This window comes from Arthrobacter sp. ov118, assembly GCF_900116495.1.
In the GTDB taxonomy this organism is placed as follows: Bacteria; Actinomycetota; Actinomycetes; order Actinomycetales; family Micrococcaceae; genus Arthrobacter.
In genome coordinates, this window is record NZ_FPAY01000017.1 from 16,916 (window position 1) to 40,781 (window position 23,866).

General features: G+C 63.0%; 14 protein-coding genes, 1 tRNA gene and 1 pseudogene. 13 read left to right on the top strand and 3 right to left on the bottom strand.

Annotated elements, in window-relative coordinates; all coding sequences use genetic code 11:
• Positions 1-67 precede the first annotated feature (67 nt).
• The gene (locus tag BM372_RS20060; protein WP_090957209.1) at positions 68-673 is read right to left on the bottom strand and encodes an ANTAR domain-containing response regulator; all 606 of its coding nucleotides are present in this window, start codon (positions 671-673) and stop codon (positions 68-70) included.
• Between the two features lie 205 nt (positions 674-878).
• On the opposite strand from BM372_RS20060, the gene BM372_RS20065 reads away from it, so the two are divergent.
• The 5 genes from BM372_RS20065 (at position 879) to BM372_RS20085 (ending at position 9,218) form a co-directional block, all read left to right on the top strand.
• Positions 879-960: transfer RNA gene (locus BM372_RS20065), tRNA-Leu, on the top strand.
• Between the two features lie 1,629 nt (positions 961-2,589).
• A complete protein-coding gene (gene cas7u, locus BM372_RS20070) occupies positions 2,590-3,804 on the top strand; it encodes a type I-G CRISPR-associated RAMP protein Csb1/Cas7g (protein WP_218160898.1) in 1,215 nt (404 codons plus the stop codon).
• Between the two features lie 4 nt (positions 3,805-3,808).
• Positions 3,809-5,380 (top strand): type I-G CRISPR-associated protein Csb2, encoded by a 1,572-nt coding sequence (gene csb2, locus BM372_RS20075; RefSeq protein WP_090957211.1) that lies wholly within the window; start codon positions 3,809-3,811, stop codon positions 5,378-5,380.
• A complete protein-coding gene (gene cas3u, locus BM372_RS20080) occupies positions 5,377-8,232 on the top strand; it encodes a type I-G CRISPR-associated helicase/endonuclease Cas3g (RefSeq protein ID WP_090957212.1) in 2,856 nt (951 codons plus the stop codon). The genes csb2 and cas3u overlap by 4 nt, the downstream gene beginning before the upstream one ends.
• Positions 8,229-9,218, top strand: a complete 990-nt coding sequence (locus tag BM372_RS20085; protein WP_090957213.1) for a hypothetical protein — start codon at positions 8,229-8,231, stop codon at positions 9,216-9,218. The genes cas3u and BM372_RS20085 overlap by 4 nt, the downstream gene beginning before the upstream one ends.
• A 485-nt stretch (positions 9,219-9,703) precedes the next feature.
• On the opposite strand, the gene BM372_RS20090 is transcribed toward BM372_RS20085, so the two are convergent.
• Positions 9,704-10,414 (bottom strand): hypothetical protein, encoded by a 711-nt coding sequence (locus BM372_RS20090; RefSeq protein WP_143111524.1) that lies wholly within the window; start codon positions 10,412-10,414, stop codon positions 9,704-9,706.
• A gap of 698 nt (positions 10,415-11,112) precedes the next feature.
• On the opposite strand from BM372_RS20090, the gene BM372_RS20095 reads away from it, so the two are divergent.
• The 8 genes and pseudogenes from BM372_RS20095 to BM372_RS21320 all read left to right on the top strand — a co-directional run.
• On the top strand, positions 11,113-11,868 hold the full coding sequence (locus tag BM372_RS20095; protein ID WP_090957215.1) for a hypothetical protein: 756 nt from the start codon (positions 11,113-11,115) through the stop codon (positions 11,866-11,868).
• Positions 11,865-12,650 (top strand): hypothetical protein, encoded by a 786-nt coding sequence (locus BM372_RS20100; RefSeq protein WP_090957216.1) that lies wholly within the window; start codon positions 11,865-11,867, stop codon positions 12,648-12,650. The genes BM372_RS20095 and BM372_RS20100 overlap by 4 nt, the downstream gene beginning before the upstream one ends.
• Before the next feature lie 561 nt (positions 12,651-13,211).
• Positions 13,212-13,901, top strand: a complete 690-nt coding sequence (locus BM372_RS20105) for a hypothetical protein (RefSeq protein WP_090957217.1) — start codon at positions 13,212-13,214, stop codon at positions 13,899-13,901.
• The gene (locus BM372_RS20110) at positions 13,898-15,883 is read left to right on the top strand and encodes a P-loop NTPase family protein (protein ID WP_090957218.1); all 1,986 of its coding nucleotides are present in this window, start codon (positions 13,898-13,900) and stop codon (positions 15,881-15,883) included. Before BM372_RS20105 ends, BM372_RS20110 begins: the two co-directional genes overlap by 4 nt.
• 36 nt (positions 15,884-15,919) lie before the next feature.
• Positions 15,920-17,875 carry a hypothetical protein gene (locus BM372_RS20115; RefSeq protein WP_090957219.1) on the top strand — a complete coding sequence of 652 codons (1,956 nt, stop codon included), beginning with the start codon at positions 15,920-15,922 and terminating at the stop codon, positions 17,873-17,875.
• Between the two features lie 1,022 nt (positions 17,876-18,897).
• On the top strand, positions 18,898-20,715 hold the full coding sequence (locus tag BM372_RS20120) for a glycoside hydrolase family 15 protein (protein WP_371261770.1): 1,818 nt from the start codon (positions 18,898-18,900) through the stop codon (positions 20,713-20,715).
• 602 nt (positions 20,716-21,317) lie between these two features.
• Positions 21,318-21,563: a helix-turn-helix domain-containing protein gene (locus BM372_RS20125; RefSeq protein WP_218160900.1), complete on the top strand. Its 246-nt coding sequence runs from the start codon at positions 21,318-21,320 to the stop codon at positions 21,561-21,563.
• A gap of 27 nt (positions 21,564-21,590) precedes the next feature.
• Positions 21,591-21,917: pseudogene (locus tag BM372_RS21320) on the top strand (ParA family protein); the annotation flags it as partial.
• A gap of 1,004 nt (positions 21,918-22,921) precedes the next feature.
• On the opposite strand, the gene BM372_RS20135 reads toward BM372_RS21320, so the two are convergent.
• Positions 22,922-23,866 (bottom strand): AAA family ATPase (locus BM372_RS20135; RefSeq protein ID WP_143111526.1); only part of this gene is annotated, 945 nt, incomplete at its 5' end.

Consider the following 23,866-nt stretch of genomic DNA (forward strand, 5'->3'; position numbering starts at 1 on the left):
TCCCCGCCGCGGCGGGGAACCTCCCTTGCTATGTGCTGTTGTTTTGCTGCGGCTGGCAGCGGTGGAGCTAGTTGACCTGGTTGATGATGGTCTCGGCGACCTCGCGCATGCTGAGGCGGCGGTCCATGGACGTCTTCTGGATCCAGCGGAACGCTTCGGGCTCCGTCAGGCCCATCTTGGTGGTCAGGAGGCTCTTGGCGCGCTCGACGAGCTTGCGGGTGGCGAACTGCTCCTGCAGGTCGGTCACCTCGCTTTCGAGGGCCTTGATCTCCTCGTGGCGGGAGAGCGCAATCTCCAAAGCCGGGATGAGGTCCGCCGGGGTGAACGGCTTGACCACATAGGCCATGGCGCCGGCGTCGCGGGCGCGCTCCACGAGTTCCTTCTGGCTGAACGCGGTGAGCAGGACCACGGGGGCGATCCGGGCCTTGACGATCTTCTCCGCGGCCGAGATGCCGTCCATGACGGGCATCTTGACGTCCATCAGGACGAGGTCGGGCTTGAGCTCCTCGGCCAGCTGCACGGCCTTTTCACCGTTGTCCGCCTCGCCGACGACGTCGTAGCCTTCACCGCGCAGGATCTCGATGATGTCCAGGCGGATGAGGGTCTCATCCTCGGCGACAACAACGCGGCGCGCCGGCTGGGAAGTGGGGGTTGACTCCGTCTGATCTGACACGGGAACTCCTTGGAAAGGTACGGCGGGAACTAGACCATCTTAGGTTGTGCCCGCTGATGTACTTGGACCGGTTTGGTTCGATGCGGCGTCACTGGCGCGATTCTGGAATTTAGCCTATCTGCATGTAGAGTAATTTCGCGCACTGGAAGCGATCGCGTTGCTCACAGCACTGTGGCAAGCTGATTGTTACGCCGGTGTACTCCGCGCCCGAGTGGCGGAATTGGCAGACGCGCCGCACTCAAAATGCGGTATCGAAAGGTGTGTGGGTTCGAGTCCCACCTCGGGCACAGCTTATCCCCTCGTCAGAGGGGTTTTTGCTTTGACGTGTGTACAAAACTTGGGTGGCGTCCCTCTGACGGTGGGTTCGCGGGCTCTTGCCTGGCTGCGGCGGTGGCCTATTCAGGTGTGTGGGGTGGCGGGTTCAAGTCCCTGGCTGGTGGGACTTCCGCTTGCTGAGGTGGGATTATGCGTTCCTCGTTCCGGTTCTATCGGGGTGGGCCGTGGGTGACCTACACCTATTCATGGGCCGGGGGAGCGGAAACAACATGACCCTGGGAATCCGAAGTAGCGGCCATCGATGGGCCCTTTTGTGCCGTGCCGGCGGCCCCTGCGGGTGAGTTTGTCCTGCCAAAAGGGTGTTGACACTGTCAACACTTATGTCCGACTTATTAGCGGCAGGCGCAGTGTGTGTTTGTCGGGGGTAGGCATCGTCCTGATAGTGGACTACCAGGGCAACTCGGGAAGGGTGCGTCCAAGCCGCCGAGGTTGCGGTCGGTACGCGCTCTCTATTCGTCACCAGTAGTGGTGACGGGTGTCCGGCCGGGCGAGGGGGGAACGATGCCGGGCCAAGACGCCCATAGTCGTTGCGATGGCCCGCTTCGTGGGTGGCGGGTCTGGCGGGTGCTTCCTGCGGCACGGTTGGGGCGGTCGAGGATTTCCGTGCGCTGTTGGACGGCATCGAGGAAGTCCGTGAGGTGTGGCGCGGTCATGCGCTCAGGGGTGGGGGTGAGTCCGTGCAGGGGTCCGTGGAGTTCGTCTCTGACGATCGGCAGGGTTGTCCCGGCGTCGGGGGCCAGGAGGTAGGTTCGAACGAAGGAGAACGGCGGCCCGGCTCACTTCATCCGCGGTCGAATTCCTCCGTGCCGGCCGACGCGCAAACGCCAAACCTTCATGTCCTGAAAGTATGCAGCCGGGCGAGGGGAACGGATGGTTCTGATGGTTGTTTCTTAGATCTAAGACTTGCCATTCGCTACGTAATTACGTATTCTATTAATTAACCGGTTGATCGTGGGGGTGGCCGCCCGCCTTCGGTTTGGTGTATGATTGCGCCATGAACCGCACACGGGCGCATTGCGGGGACGCGATGCCGGAGCACCTCAGAAGTGACGCTAAATACTGTTCGGACCAGTACGGGCAAGCTCATCCTTTGATCACGACCGTCTTCGTGACGAGTGGCGCGAGAAGAACCGGAGGGTCGAGGACGTTCGCACTTGCGCCTGCGGGAGCGATTTCGTCCGGGGCCGGGCAGACCAAATCTACTGCTCCAAGGCCTGCAACAAGAAGGCCTACGAGAGACGGCACCCCCAAGAGATTGCGGAAAAGAACGCTGAGAAAACGGAGGAACGTCGGCTCGCGCGGTTAGCGCGAATGGCGTTACCACGGGCGATCCGCGTCTGCAGCGTTGAGGACTGTGAAAATCCCAGCGAAGACGGCCCGGCTTTTAAAGCCGCCAGGTGCCATGCCCAGTCCACTACCTGCGTGAGTACCGGGCGGATCTGCGTGCTGACGTGACGGAGCCGCGCACTTGTGCCGCTTAAGGACGACACGAAGGGTCACACACGACAGACGGCAAGGCACGGCCCACTGTCAAACCTGCAGATGGGCACCCCCCAGTCACAGCAACAAAGGAGATCCTGATGACCGTCGATTATTCGACCATCCTTGCGGCAGTCAGCGCGGGCGGATCCAGCGCGCTGAGCAGCGTTACGCTGCTCCGGGCGGCGGCCGGAGCGCAAGCGACGGTGACACCGGCCAAGTACGTTTCAGCCCGCAGCAAGGAGAGTGTTTACCTCTACGACACCCGTTACATCGATGGAGAGCCGCTGCGGACGGTCCTAATCGACTCGTCACAGTCACAGGCGAACCGCATCGAGCAGGCGCTCACCGACGCGATCACCGACGGTCACCCGCTGCTCCGGAGGATCCCGCGCGTCCGCGTCACTTATTCACGAGAGGGCCAGACGGAGGAGTACACCGACCTTACCCTCCCGCACCGAGCGTTCGATGGTCACATTCGCGCGGGAACCGTCGACGGGATACCGACGACCCAGACCCAAATTTACCGCGCAGCCCGCAACGCTTCGCCTGCCAACGCCCGCCCACTGTTCAATCTAAGCCCGATATCGCTGGTACTCGGCGCGTGGGACTCATCACGCAGGGCCCGGCAGGGACGGTGGCCCAGCGCAGTAACCAGTGAGATCGTCGGCGTGCTTGCCGATCAACAACTCGATGTGAGGAACACCCCGCGTAAGGGTGGTGCGCGCATCGATCCCGTCGGGATGAGCGTGCAGCTTCCTGGTCACGCACTCGCCGAACTCGCCCACGCACAGCGCGGCGAGCTCAGCTCGACGACCTATTCGAAACTCGCGCCCTCTGCCCAGAGGCTCAAGCCAGGAGAGGTGGAGAGTGCTTCCTCGCTCGGCTTGGGCGGAATCCCGCCGGCGCTCGACACGCTCAGCGGAATCGCCTGTAGCACGATCATCCGCTCGCGCGTGCTGAGCTTCGCGACGTTCCGCCAGATCCGGTTCGGCGCAGATGCCCAAGGCGATGCCGCCTGCCGCGCGGTACTCGCCGCGCTGGCCCTGAACGGGATCGCCCGCGCGGACGCCGAACTCTACCTCCGCGCCTACTGCCACCTCGTAGAGGCCGGCCCGTCGGTGACCGAGCTCGATCTCCGCGCCGGCGAGACGCAGGCAGTTGTCCTGCCCTCCATCGAGGAAGCCGATGCGATCCTGGAGGAAGCATTCGCCGGGGCGAAGGAGCACGCCGGCGTCGACTGGAACGGTCAAATCCTAGAGGTACGTGGCAATCCTGTCGTGATCGAGGGACGCGTTGACGAGTCCGCAGACTGATGAAATGAGCTTCGCCATCGTCGCTGAGTATCCCCTCGGCATCTACCGCGGCTCCGTTAGCGAGGGAGAGGCCGATCCCTGGCCCTCGCCCGCACGGCTACACGCCGCGTTGCTCTCCGCTGCCGCGCTGGGCACGAATGCACAGGAACAGGCGGGGCGACTCCATCCCTGCGATGCCGACATCGAAGCACTGGAATGGATCGAAGCCAACGCCCCAGGCGGCCTGGTGCTGCCGAATGCATCACGAAAGGCCACCGGAGTCGGCAGCTTCCGCGATATCGGCCTGCTGAACCTCAAGATGCGCGGAAAGAAGCGTCCATTGAAGAACGACCATGGCGGAGCCGCTCTGGCTGGATCGATCAAGTGGGTGTGGGCGGAATCACCGCCAAAGCAGGTCCGGGAGCGGCTGCGCGATCTCTGCCCCGACGTCCCATATCTTGGGGATGCCGACTCCCCAGTGCGACTTCGGATCGTGGAGGGTGCAGGCCCCTTCACCCATCGCCGAGAGCCCCGGCCAGCCCTCACCGCGACCGCGGCCGGCGCCGTGGAGCTCGCAGCGCCCCGGCCCGGCCGAACCGCGGCCCTCCGCTCGGCATTCCATGAGATCAACGCATGCAAACCGCCGACGAGCAGCGCCGACAAGGCAAACACCGATGAGCGCGAGCGCACGGAACCGACCGTTATGAACGCGCTCGGTCACGACCGATATGTCCCGGTCTCGGCCGTGACGGACAGGCGATCTCCGTGGACGCTCGCGTGGATCCTCCCGATCGTCCCCGAATACCGGAAGGTGTGCGAAGAGGAACGAGTCGGATGGTGCGTTGCCGCACATCGCGCCCTCATCAGCATCCGCGGTGACGACGTGCCACTGCTGCTCACCGGCGCCTATGCCGACGGAGTACGCCGCCCAGCCAACCGAGTCGCGATACAGCTCGTGGATGCCCACGACGCTATGGCACCCGGAGTTAAGAACGCGCTTGACGGCGGGCAGGCGTTCGTGGTCGCGGTTCCCGGCGACGCCGACCCCCGCGAGGTCGAGGTCATCGCGAGAGCGGTCGACCAGCTTCGCCGAGTGACGAGACACGGCACGCGGAGTCTGAAGCTTGGGAGAGCCGTCGAAATCGACACGACACGATTCTGGTCTGCGCCCGTTAGTGACGCGCGCCGGACCTGGGCGGCGACGGCCGCCGTCCCCGACGGCCGCAATCCACGAGGCGGTTCATGGACGCTATCAGACGCGGCCAAGTACTCGGTCGCGCTCGTGTTCAGAGACCACCTGAATGTCACCATGGAGGGCCTGAACTGGGATCAGCGCGTGCGGTCGCTCGCGGCCACCGTCGTCAAGGTGGGCGGCATCGACGTGCTCGCCGCACGCCGACTGGCACCCCCACGCCCCGAACTTTACGTGCACCGCACCCAGCCCGGGGTCGTCGTCACCCCGTATACCGCGGAACTCGATCTCGGTGTGCTCCCCGGTGGCGGTCGCGCCTTCATCGCCATCGGACAGTCCCGACACCTCGGCGGCGGCCTGCTCACACCTATTGACGGCCGCCCGCAGGAAGGAGTCCGGGAATGACCATACACCTGACCGTGGAGCGCTTCGCCGAGTTCTTCACCGCACTCAATGAGGGACATGCCCCCTTTGCCTGGCAAGCCCGCTTGTGCGAACAGGTCATGTTCTCCGGACGATGGCCCGATGTCATCGATGCTCCCACCGGCTCGGGCAAGAGCAGCGTCGTTGACGTGCACGTCTTCGCCGTCGCGGCGATGGCGACCGGCGGAGAACGCGTCCCGCGGCGCCTCGTCATGACGGTAGACCGCCGGGCGCTGGTCGATCGCCATCACGAGCACGCGGGGGCCATCGCGAACGCACTGGGCGAAGCAAGTAACGGCATCCTGGCCGAGGTCGGGGCGGCGCTGCGCTCACTCCGCTCGTGGTGCCCGGTCGACGAGCCCGGGGAAGCCCCACCGTTTGTCGTCGGCGTGCTCCACGGAGGCCGGAAGCCGAGCCGTGACTGGCTCGACGACCCCGCAGCGTGTCAGGTCATCGCGACGACCCCGCAGATGTGGGGCAGCCGTCTGCTCTTCCGCGGATACGGCAGCACCGATGCGGCCCGGCCACGGGAGGCTGGCCTGCTCGCCTACGACAGCGTCGCGGTCCTCGACGAGGCGCACCTGAACCGCCAGCTCCTGACGACTGCGCGGCGTGTTCACGACCACGTCGCGGCGCACGCGCTTGCCCTGGGCCTCGCGCCGCTGCAGGTCGTTGAGATGTCGGCTACATCATTAGGCAGCCAGGACAAGGTGGCCGTGGGCGTGACCGCCGGGGACATCGACGCCGATCCGGTGCTCACCGGACGCCTCACCCGGCCGAAACCCGTGCTCATACATGAGACCCCAGCGCTTCCCGCCACTTCCACGGCCGCTAACGTTCGGGCTGCAGCCGAGGTGTTCGTCGAAGAGATCCTCACCATGGCGACCGAGGTCGACGGCACGATCGGGTGCGTCATAAACACCGTGCGGCTCGCAGTCGCGATCACTGAGCGGCTCAAGTCCGCGACACTGCCTGAATCCCACGCGGTCAGGGGCGGAGCGCGGCCGACTGTGCTGCAACTCGTCGGACGCATGCGCTCCTATGACGTTGCCCGAATCCGGCATGAACATCCACGACTGTTCCAGCAGGACGGCGATCCCGAGATCGACGTACTCGTCGCGACGCAGACCATCGAGGTCGGTCTCGACATGGACTTCGGGGGGCTGATCACCGAGCTCGCGCCTGGCAGCGCGATCGCACAGCGTGCGGGCCGACTTAACCGCTCCGGCAGGCGGCCGAGCGCACCCTGCGTGGTCATCGCGCCGGAGGCGACGCTCGACGCGAAATCGAAAGGCATCGCCCCTTATCGATGGGACGACCTCGAAGCTGCACGCGGATGGCTGCACGAGCGTGCCGACGATGCGACGGGCCTGGCACCCTGGACGCTCCACCCTCGCGGCGGCGGCGCGACTCCGCCGCCCGCGGGCCTGCACCGCCCCGTCCTCCACCGGCCGGAATGGTGGAACATTGACCTCTGGGCACGCACCTCGCAGGCGCTCTTCGCCCCGATCAACCTCGACCTGTGGCTGCAAGACGACCTCGATGCCGACCAGAGCGTCTCGGTCGTCATTCGCCAGGGGCTGCCGCACGAGGTGCCGTCCGCAATCCAGCAACTGCGAGACGCTCCGCCACGCCCGCACGAGCTGTTCCCGGCAACACTGAGCGACGCCAAAAAGGTGCTCGATCGTCTCGCGGTCGCCTACGTGATCCGCGGCGATGAGGCGTTCCATTGGAACGGCGAACTGGCAGCATCGAATGCCACGGACGATGATCGCCGCCAGCACCGCGCGCTTCGGCCCGGGGACGTGGTGCTGTTCGGCGCCGACACGCCGACCTTCACCGGGCACGTCTTCGACCCGGAGGGTTCGGACCTGGCATCCGATGTCGCCGAACTCCCGGGCAGCGGCGAGGCGGGCCGTGTGGATTTCCGTTTCGGCCCTGAAACCCCGCTCGTACGCGAGCTGCCCAACGGCACGACCTTCATCGAAGACCTCCGCGTGATCGTCGCGAGTGCAGCAGACCCCGAAGATGTTTCCGCCTCGGTCTTGCAACATCTGCGTGCGCAGGCCGCGATAGCCGCGGGCGGGGCGCGCTGGGAGCTGTTCCACGAACTCATCGAGAGGTGGCCGAATGACAAACTCCAAGTCTCGATCGCCCCGGGTGGTACCGAGCCAGCTGACTTCTGGCTGATCGTGTCGGCCACGGCACGGCTCGCATCTGATGACGAGCTGCGGCAGCTGTCCTCCCCCCGGCGCGCGGTCCCGCTCGACGCGCATCAACACGCCGTCGGTAACTCGGCCGCTCGTCTTGCCGAGGTCGTGGGCCTCAAGCCGTTCATGATCGACGCGGTGAACGCGGCGGGAAAACTTCATGATGAAGGAAAGGCCGATCCGCGATTCCAGCGGGCACTGCGCCCCCACGGCAACGCCTCGCCCGGCGTGACGCTCGCCAAGAGCGGTATGCACGATCTGGGCCTCGTCCGTCGCGCCCGTGCGGCGTCCGGTCTGTCCCCAGGGTGGCGTCATGAGCAGCTCTCGGCCGCGATCGCGTGGCAGAGGCTGCGCGACCACCCGTCACTGGAACACCGTGACCTTGTCACCCGCCTCACGGGCACCAGCCACGGCCACGGTCGCCCGCTGTTCGACGACGGCGAGTCGTCCCTAGTTCACGATGTTGGCGAATCGCGCTCCGCGGCAGCACACGAGCTCTACGGCGAAGCCGAGTGGGACGAACTGATCGACCGGACCCACCTGCACTGGGGCTACTGGGGCACCGCGTATCTGGAGGCGATCGTGCGCGCGGCTGATGTCACCGTTTCGAGGAGGGGCTCATGACGACGCTCCAGCTGCCCGGAGAGATCAACACCGCATTTGACCACCTCGCGGCGTACGGGCTGGCAGCGATCCTCGAACGCTCGGGCGCAGCATCTCCGCGCATCGCGTGGAACGATTACCTCGACTCCAACCCCCGGTTGGAGCGAGCCTTGCCCTGGGAACAGGCGGCACGGGCCGTGAAGGCCCATGCGGACTCAGCTACGCAACCAGACTCCTGGGTCCAGCAGAACGCCGACAACGGCGGCCGCCCCACTGCGCTGTTTAGCCCGCGTGTCAAGACCATGCGGGAACCCGAGATCAGCCAATGGTATGGACTGCGGTACGCCGCGATCGACCGCATCGAACCCGAGCAGCGTCTCGATCTCGAGTTCATCGGTGCACTCGGAGAACCCGCGTACTGGACGGCGGACCGCGGCGATTCCCGTCCGGACCACGGTGCATCACGATGGGAGATGAAGGCTCGGAACCGGGGCGAGGAGTTCGTCGGAAACCGCTTGCGGTTGCTCGCCGGCAGCGTCGCACAGCGTGACGTCGAGACCATCGCCCGCGGGCTCCGAGGAGACGGCATCTTCAGCGAAGACGCCAGCCCAAGTGCCGACCGGACCCCCACGGGCCTTATGGCTCCCGGCCCTGCAGACAAAGCACGAGCCTGGTGTGCACTTTGGGGGCTGTCGCTGACAGCCGTTGCACATCGCAGCCAGTCCCCGATCACGCTTTCCGGAACGGCCGGACACTTCGGCTCATACCTAAGGGGCTCGTTCTACCTGCCCGTTATGGCGGTCCCGTTGCCGCTTACACGGTTGCGCTCGATCCTCTACTCGGACCAGCTACGGCAGGCCGCCATGGTTGAGGACCGCGGCGCGTCGGCGTGGCTCCGCGAGCAAGGGGTGTTCGCAGTCGCGGTGTTCCCAGTGTTCCGTTCATCCAACGAGTCCGCCCCGGAGCGCTGGGCGCAGCGCGGAAACCTTATCATGGTGGGGTCATGAGAGAGCTAACAGGCGTGGGCTTCGATCATCCTCGTCACCCACGAGGAGTTCTGCCCTAATCAGTGAATGTCCAGGCCGGCGCCGGCTTCGGCCGGTGCCCTTCATTGAGGCCCGTCCAGTGGGGTTTCCTCCAGCTGGCCAAATTTGTCCGGTTCCGGCTTCGGCCGGGGCCCTTCATTGAGGAAGATACGCCTCGTCGGCCGGGATGTGGGCCGAGCGCCGGCACCGGCTTCGGCCGGTGCCCTTCATTGAGGTGGCATGTGGTCGTACCGATGGGGCGTGCGGCCGAGCCCTCCGCGCTCAGATGACCTGAGGCGACGTTGAAGCCTGCGCTGCCTGCGGATTCCGCCAACCAAAAGCCGGGGAAAGTTCGAGTGTTAGCGGCCATCCATAGGCGGCCAAGAATGGGCGCAGGGGCAAGTAGCCTCGGGGTTGCCCGTTCAGGGGCCACGGGAAGTCTCAGGGAAACGGCGTGGTCGGCGAGTCTACGCTTCGTCGTCGATGGCGACGAAGGCTTCCAGGAACCGAGCGAGCTCAAGAGAGTGACCGCGTCCGAATCCATCTACGAACACTGTGAAGGGATAGGTAGAGTCGCGCCTCATCCCACCCTCCAGCCAGCAGTGGTCTGCTCGCGAGAAGAAACGGCAGGTGTCGATCTGACACTCGTGTTCCTGGCCGCGCTTGATGCAGAAGTCTGGATCGTTGGGGTGAACGTGGAAGTTGTGGCCGCGCGAACATGGTCGGACCTCGAATCTCAGCGTTATCTGGTCATCGGCAAGTTCTGCCACCACTGCACTACGGTCTTCCTCGGTATCTGCGCTCATGTAGACGTGGCGGGCGGGAGTAAGCTCGACGTCCCGGGCGGCGACGATCATTCGGCTCAGGACCTGTGCGTGTCCGTTCGACTCGTAGCCGAGCCAGGCGTCCCGAAAGCGCGCCTCATGCTCAGCCGTTGGAGGTCGGTTGCCCCGGCCTTTGTTGCAGGATTCGTGCGCCGGGGCGTAGTTCAGTAGGTGGTCGGGGCCATCGGTTGAAGCCGGACGCATATGGTCGAGGTTGATTGTGCCGATTGGGATCGATGTGGCGCTTGCCGATTTGATCAACTGCTCGATCGAGCTCTCGCTCGTGCGGCGCGACGCCCCAAGAAAGCCACCGCAGATCACGCAGCGTGCATCGAAAATTTCGATGAGCACCAACTTCGCAAGGGCATTGTTGCTCCCCACCTTCGTGGCGTCATGGCCGAAGTTTCGCTCTCTGTGGGTCCGTAGTCTGGCTATGGATGTATTGCTTCGTCTTGCTCCTAGCACTGCCTGGAGGCATTTCACGTGAGCTACACTGCCCGCAACGTGTACCCGTACGCCGCAGTTAGCCTGGTTTCTACAGGTGACTGCGGGCGGCACTGCTGTATCTGACATGCCACAACTATCTCAGAGGTTGGGGGATCGGCAGTTGCGCCTCGGACAATCCCGTCGGCTTGCTGAACCTGGCATTGGTCAGAGGGTGCCGAACGGCGGCCATCGGCGCAGATCGCCCTTCTTGGTGCTTTTTCCTTCTTGACGTCGTCTGGCTACGTAGGTGCGGGTTCGGCTGTCGTAGCGCATCGTGACGAGGACCACGCGGTGGATGGCTTTGTTAGCCTGTCGGTCACCGGCCCGGCAGAAGCGTCGAAGTCGACCTCATAATCTGACATAGCCAAGGAGTGACATGGAGAATCGTTACCCGCGTCCGATAGATGGGGGAGCGCCATCAATCGAATCACGGGGAAGTGAACCGCATTGCTCCGTCAATCCAGAAGCACGCTTCGGCCTGAACGCGAGGACGGTGGACGAGCTGCGACGGTACAGGTACCTGGACTCCAGCGCCCTCCACGACGATTCCTTGCTACAGTCCGAGGATGACGACGGACTTCATCGCCAAAGCGGAAAAGTCGACAGAGATATGCCGGGGCATCTTCGGTGATCAAAGCAAATGGATAGCGGCCGACGGATATCCCGGCAGCTTAGCGCTCTGCATCATTGATTCAATCTTCTCCACAGGTTCTCACTACACCAGCGTCATCAACGTGGTGAATGAATACCGCGAGTACCGACGTGCCGAGGGCGGTGACGCAGAGCAGGATGGCGCGGAGGAGCTGCTGGCGACCTTCGCAGACTTCGGCGATAGCGCTGCTGTCTGGGCTGACAAAGTGGTCAATAACCGCAAGCCGGCACATACCAAGAAGAATGCGCCGCTAAAGGCGGAGGTGATCCGACAGGCCGCTGAGGGCCTCAAGAAGCTGGGCTACACCACCAGGGAAGACCTCCACCGGGCATACGCAACAGATGAACACCTCACCAAGCTGAAAAAAGCGTGGCATAATCTGCCGAGTCAGCAGTCAGGCGTCACCTACAACTACCTGCTCATCCTGGCCGGCTTCCAGTCCGTGAAGCCCGACCGCATGGTGATCCGCTTTATCGAAGAACATGCTGACCTCGGTGGACGGCGTCTGACTCCCAAAGACGCGGCGGACCTGATTAAGAAGGTAGCTGAGCTTTACCCGACCCAACCGCAGCGACTCGACCACATTATCTGGCGCCACGTCTCTGGGCGAGAAGTCTTCCGGGAAGAAGAAGTAGAAGTAACTGATGGCGTAAGAGAGCGCACGAAGTGACAGAGGACGAGTGGTTGGCCCTTGCTCGGCAGCTTATCGAGGCAGTAAAAGACGACGCGCCTAGCATCACTGACTGGATTTCAGCAGTTTCGACAGCTGCGACGCTCGTGATCGCGGCCATTGCTGCTGCGATTGCACTCTTTCAGTTGATACAGGCGAAGAAGCTGGAGCTCGATAAATCCCAGCCGTACGTCGTCATGACCATGCAAGAGAGCATCAGTCCCCAGTTCATTGACCTAGTCATCAAAAACTATGGGCAGACAGCCGCTTATGACGTGAGGGTGCTACTCAACCCAGCACCGACGAGGTCTCAGGACGGTGCGGAGGTTGTTCACCTTCCGGAGGTGATTCCGGTGATGGCTCCCGGACAAGAATGGCGCACCCACTGGGACTCAGCTAGTGACAGATACAGTTCGACCCTGCCCGACAGGCACGAAGGAACGATCACCTACTTCGGCGAGAAGGATATTTACAAAAAGCAAATCTCTTCCAAAGCGATCCTCGATTGGTCTATCTATAAGTCGAGGCTCCGGATGGTGGAGTATGGAGTGCATGACCTAGCGAAAGCTGTCCAAGGAATTCGCAAGAATCAGGAAAAGTGGACTGAGAATGCTGGAGGCAGCCTCAGTGTCTATACACGAAGTGGCGAGGCGAAGGACGAAAGGGAACTCTGGGAGTATCAAGAGCTTAAGCGCGAGCTCGAAAAAGAGCAGGCGGCGGCGTCCCCTCCGTCGCGCAGGGTTAGAGCTAAGAAGTCAGAGCCTGACGCGGTGTCGGAATAGTTAGTCATTTCTGAGAGGTCGTCGGAGTTCTGGCGCCTCTTTTACGTCCGAAGCGCCTCAGAGCGTGCGCGACGAGCTCACAGGCCGTATGCACGAACAGGCCGGGCTGGGTGTCGCGTGGTATCGCCGGTGCCCGGGCTTCTGCCTTGTTGGGCACAATGCTTGATGGCCGTGGTACCGAGCTGCCCCGGGCGGTGGTCCCGCACGCTCAGGGAGTGCCAGGGGATGAAGGCATGTGGCACATCATCAGATCGATACAAGGACCACGTCTCGGCTGCCGTGCGGAACGCGAGTCGGACTATTCAGGAGCGATTGGTAACACGCGCGGCGCGGCGTCGACGGCGTGCCATCGCGCTAGCTCCGGTCGGTGATTCCCTCCGAACATCCACAGCTGTCCTTGCCGCACTGCATTGCTTTGGTCAACGGCGGGCTCGAGTGATCTGCCCTTCTGCTCAATACACCCCTAAGACGCCTAACTTGGTGGCTCGGCCTCGTTCGCCACGACTCGACCTAATCGGTGCCTTCCTCGTTGGCACGGCACCGGCCTATAGCATTGCTTTTATGGGGGATTTTGCAACTGTAGCGGCAGGTCGTACAACAAGCGTCTATCAAGACGCAGTCCGCCTTCTGCTGCTCATCAACGCGGCGGCGGAGGATCTCTCGGGCCCAATTCCGGAAGGGGCGCCTGCCAATGCGGTAGCCGTTTTGCGATCTCAGGTCCTGCTCCAGAAGCTCGACTTCTGGCTTCGAAACCCGGATTACCTGGCTGATGAACTGATCTCCCGCTTTGAACGTGATGGCAACGCAGATGACCTGGACCTTGCTCGCCAGATATTGGAAAGCGAGGAGCCCGAAGTCCGTTCGTACCAGATGCTGCGCCATCTTTTTGGCGCTTACGAGCCGCTCGACGAAGCGCTCGCAGTCTTGCGCACGCCAGGGCTTGTGGTCCGGCGCAGGCAAGGCAAGGCAGCGCATACCAGTCAGCATGACTACTACCTCACCGCCGCCGGACGGTCTGCAGCTCGGGCAATAGTCGAGACGGTGCCGGATCTTGCGTACTACGTCGAGCGAGCGCGACTTGTGGTTGACCTGGCCGGGGGGCGGCGGGGCAGCGCACTACGCGACATTCAATACCTTCAAGTCGAGTATGCGGACGCCGCCCTCGGAACTCATATCGCCGGAATCGCGGACCGCGCGAGAAGCCGACTGAAGGACGCGCTGGTCAGCACAGGACACGGAGAACAGCAGTGAGCGACAGAAGCGCCAATATCCTGGAGCGGATTGCTGCCAAGGTTGGCTGTTCACAAGAAGTTGTTGAGCAGATCCTGAACGATTACGGGTTGAACTTAGCGACCAGCAATCGACGACATCGTAGTATCCGGCTTGATCGTCTTCGCGTTCGTGGCGAGAAGGGCGGAGAAGTCGAATCCGGTTCATTCGATGAGACATTCGTATTTGACCTCGGCGTCACAGTAATTGCAGCCGACAACTTGCGAGGTAAGACAAGCATTCTAGAGCTGGTTACTTTCGTGCTCAGAGGCGAGCCACGCAACCTGCAAGCCGACGTCCTGTCCTGGCTCAAGGAGATCTCCCTTGACGTACACATCAACGGCCAGCCAATCGGATTTCGTCTCTCGCTCGAAGCTTCCGCCATCACTACAGGACGCATCTTCACCGCCACGATCGCCGATCTGAAGGTAAGCGACGACTCGATCGCAGCAGGCGTTACCGAACTGGCGATTGCCGAGAGCAGTGACGAATGGGCCGATCTTGTCGGTACGTTCATCATGACTCAGTTCGGGCTGGACGAGATGCAGGTCTTCAACCGTGCCCGAAGCGAGGAAGAAGCCGGCACCATCAAGTCACATGGCTGGCCGTCCTACTTCGGGGTCCTGTACCCGCCCTCAGGCGCCGACACCGTGCTTCTCGGCAGTACTGCAGGTGACCAACTTCCTGTCAAGCTGATGCAGGTTTTCTTGGACATGCCTGAGGCGACTCGCACGATGCGGGTTCGAGCACTCGCTCAACGTCTCGATAGTGAGTTCAGATCGGAACAGCGGCGCGGTCGAAACACGAACGCGGCCATTGCCAGACAAGTTCAAGAGGCTCAAGTACGACACGCCAACGCCGAAGCGCGTCTCCAGAGTCTCAATAATCAGGTACCAGCCGAGAACCTGAAGCACCTGACAAGTCTCGCTGTTGCCGCGGGCACTCGCGTTGCAGCCGCAAGAAAGGCGGCCGCGGCAGCTGCCGTTGCCTTCAGTGAGGCCCAAAGTGCACGGGTCGCTGACGAAAAAGCCCTCAACAGTCTCCGCGAGTCGAAGGCGGCGAGCGCCCTCTTCCACGGCTTGGATCCCCAATCCTGCCCGCGATGCGAGACCGCCATCAGCGCGCAACGACGCTTACGAGAGCACGACGACCATCACTGTGCTGTCTGCGACACCGACCTTCAAGGTGACGCTGAAGACGACTATGCCGATCGTGAAGCTCAGGCCGCCGAAGCTCTTGCGGCGACTCGTGCTGCCGAGAAAGCCTTGGATGCGGCACGGAGTAAGGCGGACATTGATTTAGATAGAGCACAGAAGGATCTGAACTCGGTCGACGACCGGATCGCTCAGGCTCAGGTAGCGCGCCAGATGGCGGACCGGGTAGAAGCGGAACACGAGCTTGCGGCAGCCGCCGCTGTCGTCGAAGCGCTACGGGCGATGGCACCAGAGGAAGCCGAACAGCCGCTGTCCGTTGCCGTGCTCAATGCCGCAGGAGACATTCTCAAGGACGACATTGCACAAGTGAGCGCAGATCTTTATTCAGACCTGAGTGACGCCACTCGCGACCTCGCCCATTCCTTTGGAATCGGTGAGTTGGAGCGCATCAAAATCAAGGCAAATGGCACCATGGATGTGACGAAAGGTGGAGGTGCGCGTTCAAGCTTCAGCGCACAGAGTCCTGGTGAACGTCTTCGCCTTCGATACGCCCTGGTAGTCGCGTTGCTGCGCACGGCGCGCTCACGTGGAATCGCAGGGCATCCTGGACTACTCCTGCTGGACAGCCTGAAAGCCGAGGAAGTGCAAGAAGATCATGCCCGGACACTCCTCAAAGGCCTGGTGACCGCCGCTGCTGAAGAACCGGGTCTTCAGATCCTTGTAACGACGGCGGATAGGTCCTTGGCGGCATCTGTGTCAGGGGTGGCTGGCACGATCGAGCCAAGGCCCAACCGAACCACGATTTTTTAGAACTCCGCCGAATGTTCGGCGCTCCGGGAGGTGGAGATGTCAATCGCCGAGCGCCTCGCTCAAGGGACGAGCGATCCCAATGCGTTAACCTTGGGAATGCTAGGCAGCTTCGCCGAGATAGTCGAAGAGGCAACCGCATTGGCCGCCGCCCCGGTTGCACCATACGTCGCCTACGCCTTCAGCTCTGAACTGCGAAACGGGGTCTGGACCGATCAGCACACCTCTACGTTACTAGACTTCACCGCGGGTCTAAGACAGCAGCACAGTTATCTTGCCCTGCGAGAAACAGCAGACGTCCTACTTGACGACGAGCGGGTCCTGGGGCTCGTTGCCGCCACCCTCCACGACGCGTTGCTGCCGGAGGCCGCGACCATCTCGTCGCGCCCGCTACTCGCTGGGCTGCAGCTCGATATTGCCCTCGAAGTAGCGGCCCGAACTACGGTTGCTCCGTACCGGTTGCTGGCTCTGCTCACGGCACCCATACGGGACTATCCGGAGGACTTCGATGACCCGTTAGCCCGGGCGGTTGGCTTTGCGGCGGACGTTTGGACCACCCCAGCGGATCGAAGGCGCTTCGCTGTTACGTTGGCGGAGTTGGCTGAGCGAGGGAGTGAGGATGCGGCTTATGAATGCGCCGTTCAGCAGCTCCGGGTGGCGCTTGTGGAGACGAACAAGGACGAGCTCCTTCGTGGAGTCCGCGAGGCCCGAGACAGGTTCGACGAGGTTTCTCGCCAAGGCGACGGACGCGAGGACGCTGCTGCGTTCGCACAGGCTTGCACAGCTCTGATTGCCTTCGATGAACTTGACAAGACGGCTCTGTCTACGTCGGCGCATGCGGCTCGGACCATCGCTGATCGCAGGGCTCTTCTTACCAGAAACATGCATGGTCGGCACCAGGCTACTGCGCGCCAAGCGGCGCAGCTTGCGTGGGTTTCTCTCGCGTGGCAACTGGATGTGGCCGCTATTGAGATCGGAGAGGACGCCTTCCTCGACACCTGGGTTGCGGTCGACTCGATCATGAAGGTCTACGAGGCGGACCGCCAGTTTACGAATCTTGAGACAGTCACGACGATCATTCGCCCTAGGCTTATGAATGAGATTGCCCAGCGTCAGGCCATGGCGCACCAACTTGAGCGCGCCATCAACATCGACAAGCAGCGAGTCCGGCCGGAGTTGCCGCCCGAGATCTACGAGCTGTTAGACCTCGTTCATCGCACCCGTGCAGCGCAGCGCCAACCAAGCGATGCCCCCGAGGAGTCATCTCCTAGAGAACCTTTCTTCCTGCGAGCGTTGCTTGGCCCGTCATCGGCTGTGCTGAGTGAATTACACGGCACCGACCTCGCAAGGTTGGAAGAGGCTGCCGAGCAGACATTTGTTGGTAGTTTTGCTGGTGTCGGGCCGGCCAATGACATGATCGATCGGCTGACGGCGAGCCTTGTTCAAGAACTCGGTGAGAACACTTCGTTTGTTGGCATGGCCAAATCGGACTTCTCATTCCTTGTTCGACAAACCGTGCGCTTCCTCGTCTACATCGGCGACAACGCACAGCCCTACACCAAATTTATCTCCGAGGGTGAAACTGTCCCTTTGGAAGCGGACATCCAGAAGCACTTTCACCAGTTCCTCTCTGCATCGGAACTTGCAGGTCGAGTCGGCATGGAGCATTCGAACATTGCCGGAGGTCGTGCAGACGTCATCACCACTCTTGACGGCGGTCGGCGCTACGTGACTGAAGTCAAGAGGGAACTTAAGGACGCAAGTAGGCGGAGTCTTGAGAACTCTTATCTTGCTCAGGCCGTCGAGTACCAGTCCACCAACGAACCGCTTGGGCAACTTCTTGTGCTTGATCTCACGGATCACACATCCGGGACTCCGAACATCAGAGATTCGATCTGGGTGACGCACCGCCGCGATGGCGCAGGTCAGGCGATCGCCAGCGCAGTCATCGCCGTTGTGCGCGGGAACAGACCGAGCCCAAGCAGGATGAAGTGACTTGCCATTGGTTTGACCTTGCCACTGTTTTGGGCCATGAGTTCTCCTGCTTGCCGAGAGGAGAACTCATGGCGATTCGAAGGGCGGCCAAAAGATAGTGTGCACAATGTGCACACCTTTGGCTCCGGACTGGCCCGTACAGCCGCCGGACGGGCGCGGATTCCGCATGTTTTCGCCACTTACCAGCAATGACAAGGCCGGGAATCGCGTTCGAGTCCCACCTCGGGCACAACAGATTCCCTCGTCAGAGGCGGTTCTGCTTTGACGTGTTGACAAAGCTTGTGGTCGCGTCGATCTGACGGCTGGTTCGCGGGCTGTGGCCTGGCCGCCGCGGCGGCCTATTCAGGTGTGTGGGGTGACGGGTTCAAGTCCCTGGCTTGTGGGCCCTCCGCCTGCTGTGACTGTTCTTGCGCTTCCTCGTTCCGGTTTTGTTGGGTGGGCCGTTGGCGGCCTACACCTATTCATGGGCCGGGAGAGCAGGGACGACATGACCATAGCGATGTCGACGCATGGCTTCCGGGCAAGGGTTCGGGGGACCGTTCGAGAAGCCCTGTACCTGTGTTTGTCCAGCCAAAGAGGGTGTGGACATTGTCCACACTTATATCCGCTTTATTGAGGGTGGCAGGGGCCGCGTCCGGTGTCTGGGATGCGGCTCATGGACGGGTAGTGGATCCTGAGGTGGGAGGTTTCAGGATCCTTCCCTTCAATCCAGGCGAAGGGCAACTACGTCCCGGTGACTTTGATTGGACGCTGTTTCGAGGACCTCGTGCTGAAGAGATCGGTCGCAGGATTGGTGCACCATGAGCGACTGACATGACGGTCACCCCGGCGGGCTCGCCTGGCTGGAACGGGGCAGCAACACAACCGTCCGAGGGAATGCCATCTGCGGTGCCGTGGAGCATACTGGGGTAGTGAGGACCGACTCCGGATCAGTGCCCCAGGGGCGGGGAACCGGGGCACGCACGAGCCCGTTCCCGCCGATCGCCGACTATGGGTTTTTGTCTGACTGTGAGGCCAACTGCTTGATCGCATCGAGCGGGCAGGTGGAGTGGATGTGCGTGCCGCGTCACGACTCGCCGAGCGTGTTCTCCACTTTGCTGGACCGCGCCGCGGGTGGCTTCAAGGTGGCGCCGTACGGCGTCCGGGAGCCCACTGCACGACGCTATCTCCCCGGGAGCCTGATTCTGGAGACCACTTGGCAGACCAGGACGGGCTGGCTGATCGTGAGGGATGCCCTGGTGATGGGTCCGTGGCATCACACCGAAGAGAGGGCCGGCCGATACCGCCGCCCGCCGACGAACTACGAGGCAGAGCATTGCCTGCTGCGCACCGTCCGCTGCGTCAGCGGCGCGGTTGAGCTGTCCGTGCTGTGCGAGCCGGTCTTCGGTTACGGCGCGCGGCGGGCGAAGTGGGAGTTCTCCAGTCCCGGCTACGGGGAGCTCGTGACCGTCAGCGGCGGCGAGGGGGATCCGGTGCTGCGTCTGAGCACCGACCGCCGGCTGGGCATCGAGGACTCCATCGCGGTCCTCCGCAGCAGAATGATCGAGGGTGAGCAGGCTTTTGTCGCGCTCTCCTGGGGGTCGCTGCCCCCGCCGCGCACGTGGGAGGAAGCGACGGACAAGCAGTGGCAGACCACCGAGTTCTGGCGGCAGTGGATCACCGTGGGCGAATTCCCCGACCATCCGTGGCGGGAGGCGCTGCAGCGCAGCGCGCTGACGTTGAAGGGCCTCACCTACGCGCCGACTGGGGCTCTGGTCGCGGCGTCCACCACGTCGCTGCCCGAGACGCCGGGGGGAGAGCGGAACTGGGACTACCGGTACACCTGGGTGCGCGATTCCACGTTCGCGCTCTGGGCCCTGTACACCCTCGGGCTGGACCGGGAGGCCGATGACTTCTTTGCCTTCATCCGCGACGTCGCCGCCGAGGACGACCTGCAGATCATGTACGGCATCGGTGGCGAAAGGGACCTTCCCGAGTCCATTGTCGAGGGGCTCGGCGGCTACGACGGGGCCCGCCCCGTCCGGATCGGCAACGCTGCCGCCCACCAGCGGCAGCACGATGTCTGGGGCACCATGCTGGACTCCGTCTACCTCCACACCAAGTCCCGTGACCAGCTCCCCGAGCCGCTGGGGCCCGTCCTGCTCCGCCAGGTCGAACAGGCCGTCGCCCACTGGCGGGAACCCGACCGCGGCATCTGGGAGGTCCGCGGCGAACCGCGGCACTTCACCTCCTCCAAGCTCATGTGCTGGGTCGCTCTGGATCGTGGTGCCCGGCTGGCGCGCCTGCACGGTGAGGTCGATGACGCCCGGAAATGGGACATGATCGCCGAGGAGATCCACGAGGACATCTGCCGCAACGGTCTCGACGACCGTGGTGTGTTCGTCCAGTCCTACGGCACGACGAACCTCGATGCCTCGCTTCTGCTTGTCCCGCTCGTCCGGTTCCTGCCCGCCAACGATCAACGCGTGCGTTCCACCGTCCTGGCGATCGCCGATGAACTCACGCAGGACGGGCTCGTCCTGCGCTACCGCCCTGAGCAGACCGACGACGGCCTCGCCGGCGACGAGGGGACCTTCACGACCTGCTCTTTCTGGCTCGTCTCAGCCCTCGTCGAGATTGGAGAGGTGGTACGCGCCAAGGCACTGTGCGAACGTCTGCTGTCCCACGCCAGTCCCTTGGGGCTGTACGCCGAGGAGCTGGATCCGGGGAGCGGCCGTCACCTCGGCAACTTCCCACAGGCGTTCACCCACCTCGCCCTCATCAACGCGCTCGTGCACCTCATCCGCGCCGAAGAGGCCGACCGCGCGACGCAGTTCACCCCGGCACACCGCACCACCTGATAGCTGAAGCTCCCGACCGGGCGAACCGTGACGCGGCCCGGCCTGCTGCTTCAGCACTGCGCTGCCCTCCTGTCACCCCAGCGCCTGCTCATCGCTTAGGAAATCGGCCGCCATGCCACTAATTCAACAGCCGTGACCCCTAAACGTGAATTTCCGTACCGATCCTCCTCAGACCCCGAATGGCACTGATGAAATCCGCATTCGATTGGGTTACGGACACAGTGATGCTGGGGCGTCGGTGAAGCCTTCAGAGCCGATGGTTTTGACCAGGCGTTTATAGTGCCGGTCCAGTTCTTCGTGGTTTGGCCATGGCCGTTTTCGCTTCTTGCGAGGGACCGGGTCGATGCATCGCCCATGCAGGAGTCCCCCGGGCACAGGGAAAAACCACGACGGGCTGTCCTGCGCACGATCGTTGACGGGAGGCTTCGAAGCCTTGGCGCCGGATATTCGACGAATTCACAAGCCACCCCGGGTTCTACTGTTTCTACGTGCCATCCGTCCGTGACGGGTGTCCATGTTTGACATTGCTCTCAAAAGGATCAATTACTGAGAGGCCCTGGTCCTTCGGCCACGGGCTTCGAGGACTGGACACAACCGGACCCATGGGCACGGCCATGCTGACGATCATGGCCGCATTCGCGCAGCTGGAGCGCGACACCATGGTCGAACGCACCAGAGCAGGACTCGCCGCGGCCGCAGCCCATAACCGCCACGGCGGAAGGCCCCGCAAAATAGACGACGCTGCCGCTGCCAGGGCCAAAGAACTCAAAGGAAAAGGAATAAGCGCCTCCGACATCGGCAAGATGCTCGGAGTCTCCCGCGCCACGGTCTACCGATACCTCATATAGGCAACACGGAGAGTAGGGGTCTTCAAGACCAGCTTGGTGGCCAACGTAGGTGGACTCCTCGCCGAGGGCGGATCGAGTGCGCTTCTCGTAGATCTCGACCCTCAAGGAAACTTAGCCGAGGACCTCGGCTACGCCGACCAGGGAGACGGCGGCAGAAGTCTGGCCGCTTCGCTATGTTTCGGGGGAGAACCCGACCTGCTGACCGGCGTCCGAGCCACCTTGATGTCATTGCCGGCCGCCCTCATCTTGACGATGCTGCGGCATTTCTTGGAGGCAAGGCCCAGAAGGACCGTGACGCTGCGCAGCTGGCCCTGGGCAAACTGCTTGCCGGTGTGGCGGGGGAGTACGATCTAGTCCTGCTGGAGACTGCCGCCCGGAAATGAGCCTCTGCAGGCTGCCGCGGTAGCTGCTGCCCGCTACGCACCGGTGCCGCTGAAGACAGATATGTCCAGCCGTAAGGGTGTCGCCGCCGTCGCGGCACGCGTGGACAGCATCATCGGCCTCATTCCCTCCCTGAACCTGCTGGGTGTCGTCCTTGTCGGTACCGGTACCAATTCCAAGCAGGTTCATAAGGTCACCCGTGACCACCTCACCGCAGATTTTGGCATAGACGAAGTGTTGTTTCCGATGAGCATCCGCCACTCGGAGGCCACGGCCCAAGCGTGCCGTGAGCGTGGATTGCTGGCCCACGAGCTCGAACGGGAGCTCAGCAAGGGACCGAAAGGGTGGGAGGTCCTGCGCGGTGAAGCGAAGGCCGGCAATTGCCGGACCAAAGTCTGCTTCCAGCGTGGCCGAAGACCTCCACGGCAGAATCTCAGGGGGTCAACGCGTGAGCGCCGAACCGACACCCAGCCGACCCGCACTCGGATTGCCCCCGCGACGCACTGCAGCGCCGTCCGCCGAGGCGCCGCTGGCACGGATGCTCCCCGGACACCGGCCGGAGACGCCAAAGAGGGCAGAACCCAAAGAAACCGAAACAGCGAATATGACGGTGAGTATCCCCGCCCCGCTGCGGAATCGGGCGCGGGCCGCGTACCGGGCTACCAGCTACGCCGAAGGCGATAACACCTGGAGTCACTTCGTGGCGAAGCCATTGAAGCCGAGACGGTTCGCCGCGAAGCCGAACACAACGAGGGTGCGATGTACCCGTTCTGGGTGAAAATCTTCCCGCGGGTCGCGGGCCGCCGGCTCAAGGACAACTGACTAGTATCGCTAAGCCGTCCCAGGAGGTCTGCTCGCAAGACCCCGCGACTCGAAGTGCGATTAGAAGGAGATGGGCAGAGTGTCAGGGACAACCTGACAGCCAAGTGACTCGCCATGGATACCCAGTTGCGCGTTTTCGACCTGTCGTCGATGTTTCAGCCCGCGGCGGGCAGTGCGTCCGGGATGCGCGGCTTGGTGTTGCCGGCGAAGGTGAACTTCGCGATAACGCCCTCACCGTCGACGTCCACCACCACGATGTCTCCGGAGTGCAGCTCACCGAAGAGGATCTTCTCGGAGAGCTGGTCCTCGATCTCGCGCTGGATGGTGCGGCGCAGCGGGCGGGCGCCCATGGCGGGGTCGTAGCCGCGGGTCGCCAGGAGCACCTTGGCCGCCGGGGTGAGCTCGATGCCCATGTCCTTGTCCTTGAGGCGCTTCTCGAGCCGGCCGACGAACATGTCCACGATCTCGATGATCTCGTCCTGGGTCAGCTGCGGGAACACCACGACGTCGTCAACACGGTTGAGGAACTCGGGGCGGAAGTGCTGCTTGAGCTCCTCGGTGACGCGGGCGCGCATCCGGCTGTAGCCGGTCTTCGTGTCCGTGCCCGACTGGAAGCCGGTGGCAACGCTCTTGGAGATGTCCCGGGTGCCAAGGTTGGTGGTCATGATGATCACGGTGTTCTTGAAGTCGACCACGCGGCCCTGGGAGTCGGTCAGGCGGCCGTCTTCGAGGATCTGCAGCAGCGAGTTGAAGAGGTCGGCGTGTGCCTTCTCCACCTCGTCGAACAGGACCACCGAGAACGGACGACGGCGGACCTTTTCGGTCAGCTGCCCGCCCTCCTCGTAGCCCACGTAGCCCGGAGGGGCGCCGAAGAGCCGCGACACGGTGTGCTTCTCCGAGTACTCGGACATATCCAGCGTGATCAGCGCATCTTCCTCGCCGAACAGGAACTCCGCGAGTGCCTTGGCCAGCTCGGTCTTGCCGACGCCGGTGGGGCCGGCGAAGATGAACGAGCCGCCGGGACGCTTGGGGTCCTTCAGCCCTGCACGGGTGCGCCGGATCGCCTGGGACAGGGCCTTGATGGCCTCGTCCTGGCCGAC

Excerpts from the sequence above, each read along its gene's own strand:
- cas7u (WP_218160898.1), top strand. The coding sequence starts at position 2,590 with ATGACCGTCGATTATTCGACCATCCTTGCGGCAGTCAGCGCGGGCGGA.
- BM372_RS20125 (WP_218160900.1), top strand. The coding sequence starts at position 21,318 with ATGGGCACGGCCATGCTGACGATCATGGCCGCATTCGCGCAGCTGGAG.
- BM372_RS20085 (WP_090957213.1), top strand. The coding sequence starts at position 8,229 with ATGACGACGCTCCAGCTGCCCGGAGAGATCAACACCGCATTTGACCAC.
- csb2 (WP_090957211.1), top strand. The coding sequence starts at position 3,809 with ATGAGCTTCGCCATCGTCGCTGAGTATCCCCTCGGCATCTACCGCGGC.
- BM372_RS20115 (WP_090957219.1), top strand. The coding sequence starts at position 15,920 with ATGTCAATCGCCGAGCGCCTCGCTCAAGGGACGAGCGATCCCAATGCG.
- BM372_RS20095 (WP_090957215.1), top strand. The coding sequence starts at position 11,113 with ATGACGACGGACTTCATCGCCAAAGCGGAAAAGTCGACAGAGATATGC.
- BM372_RS20105 (WP_090957217.1), top strand. The coding sequence starts at position 13,212 with ATGGGGGATTTTGCAACTGTAGCGGCAGGTCGTACAACAAGCGTCTAT.
- cas3u (WP_090957212.1), top strand. The coding sequence starts at position 5,377 with ATGACCATACACCTGACCGTGGAGCGCTTCGCCGAGTTCTTCACCGCA.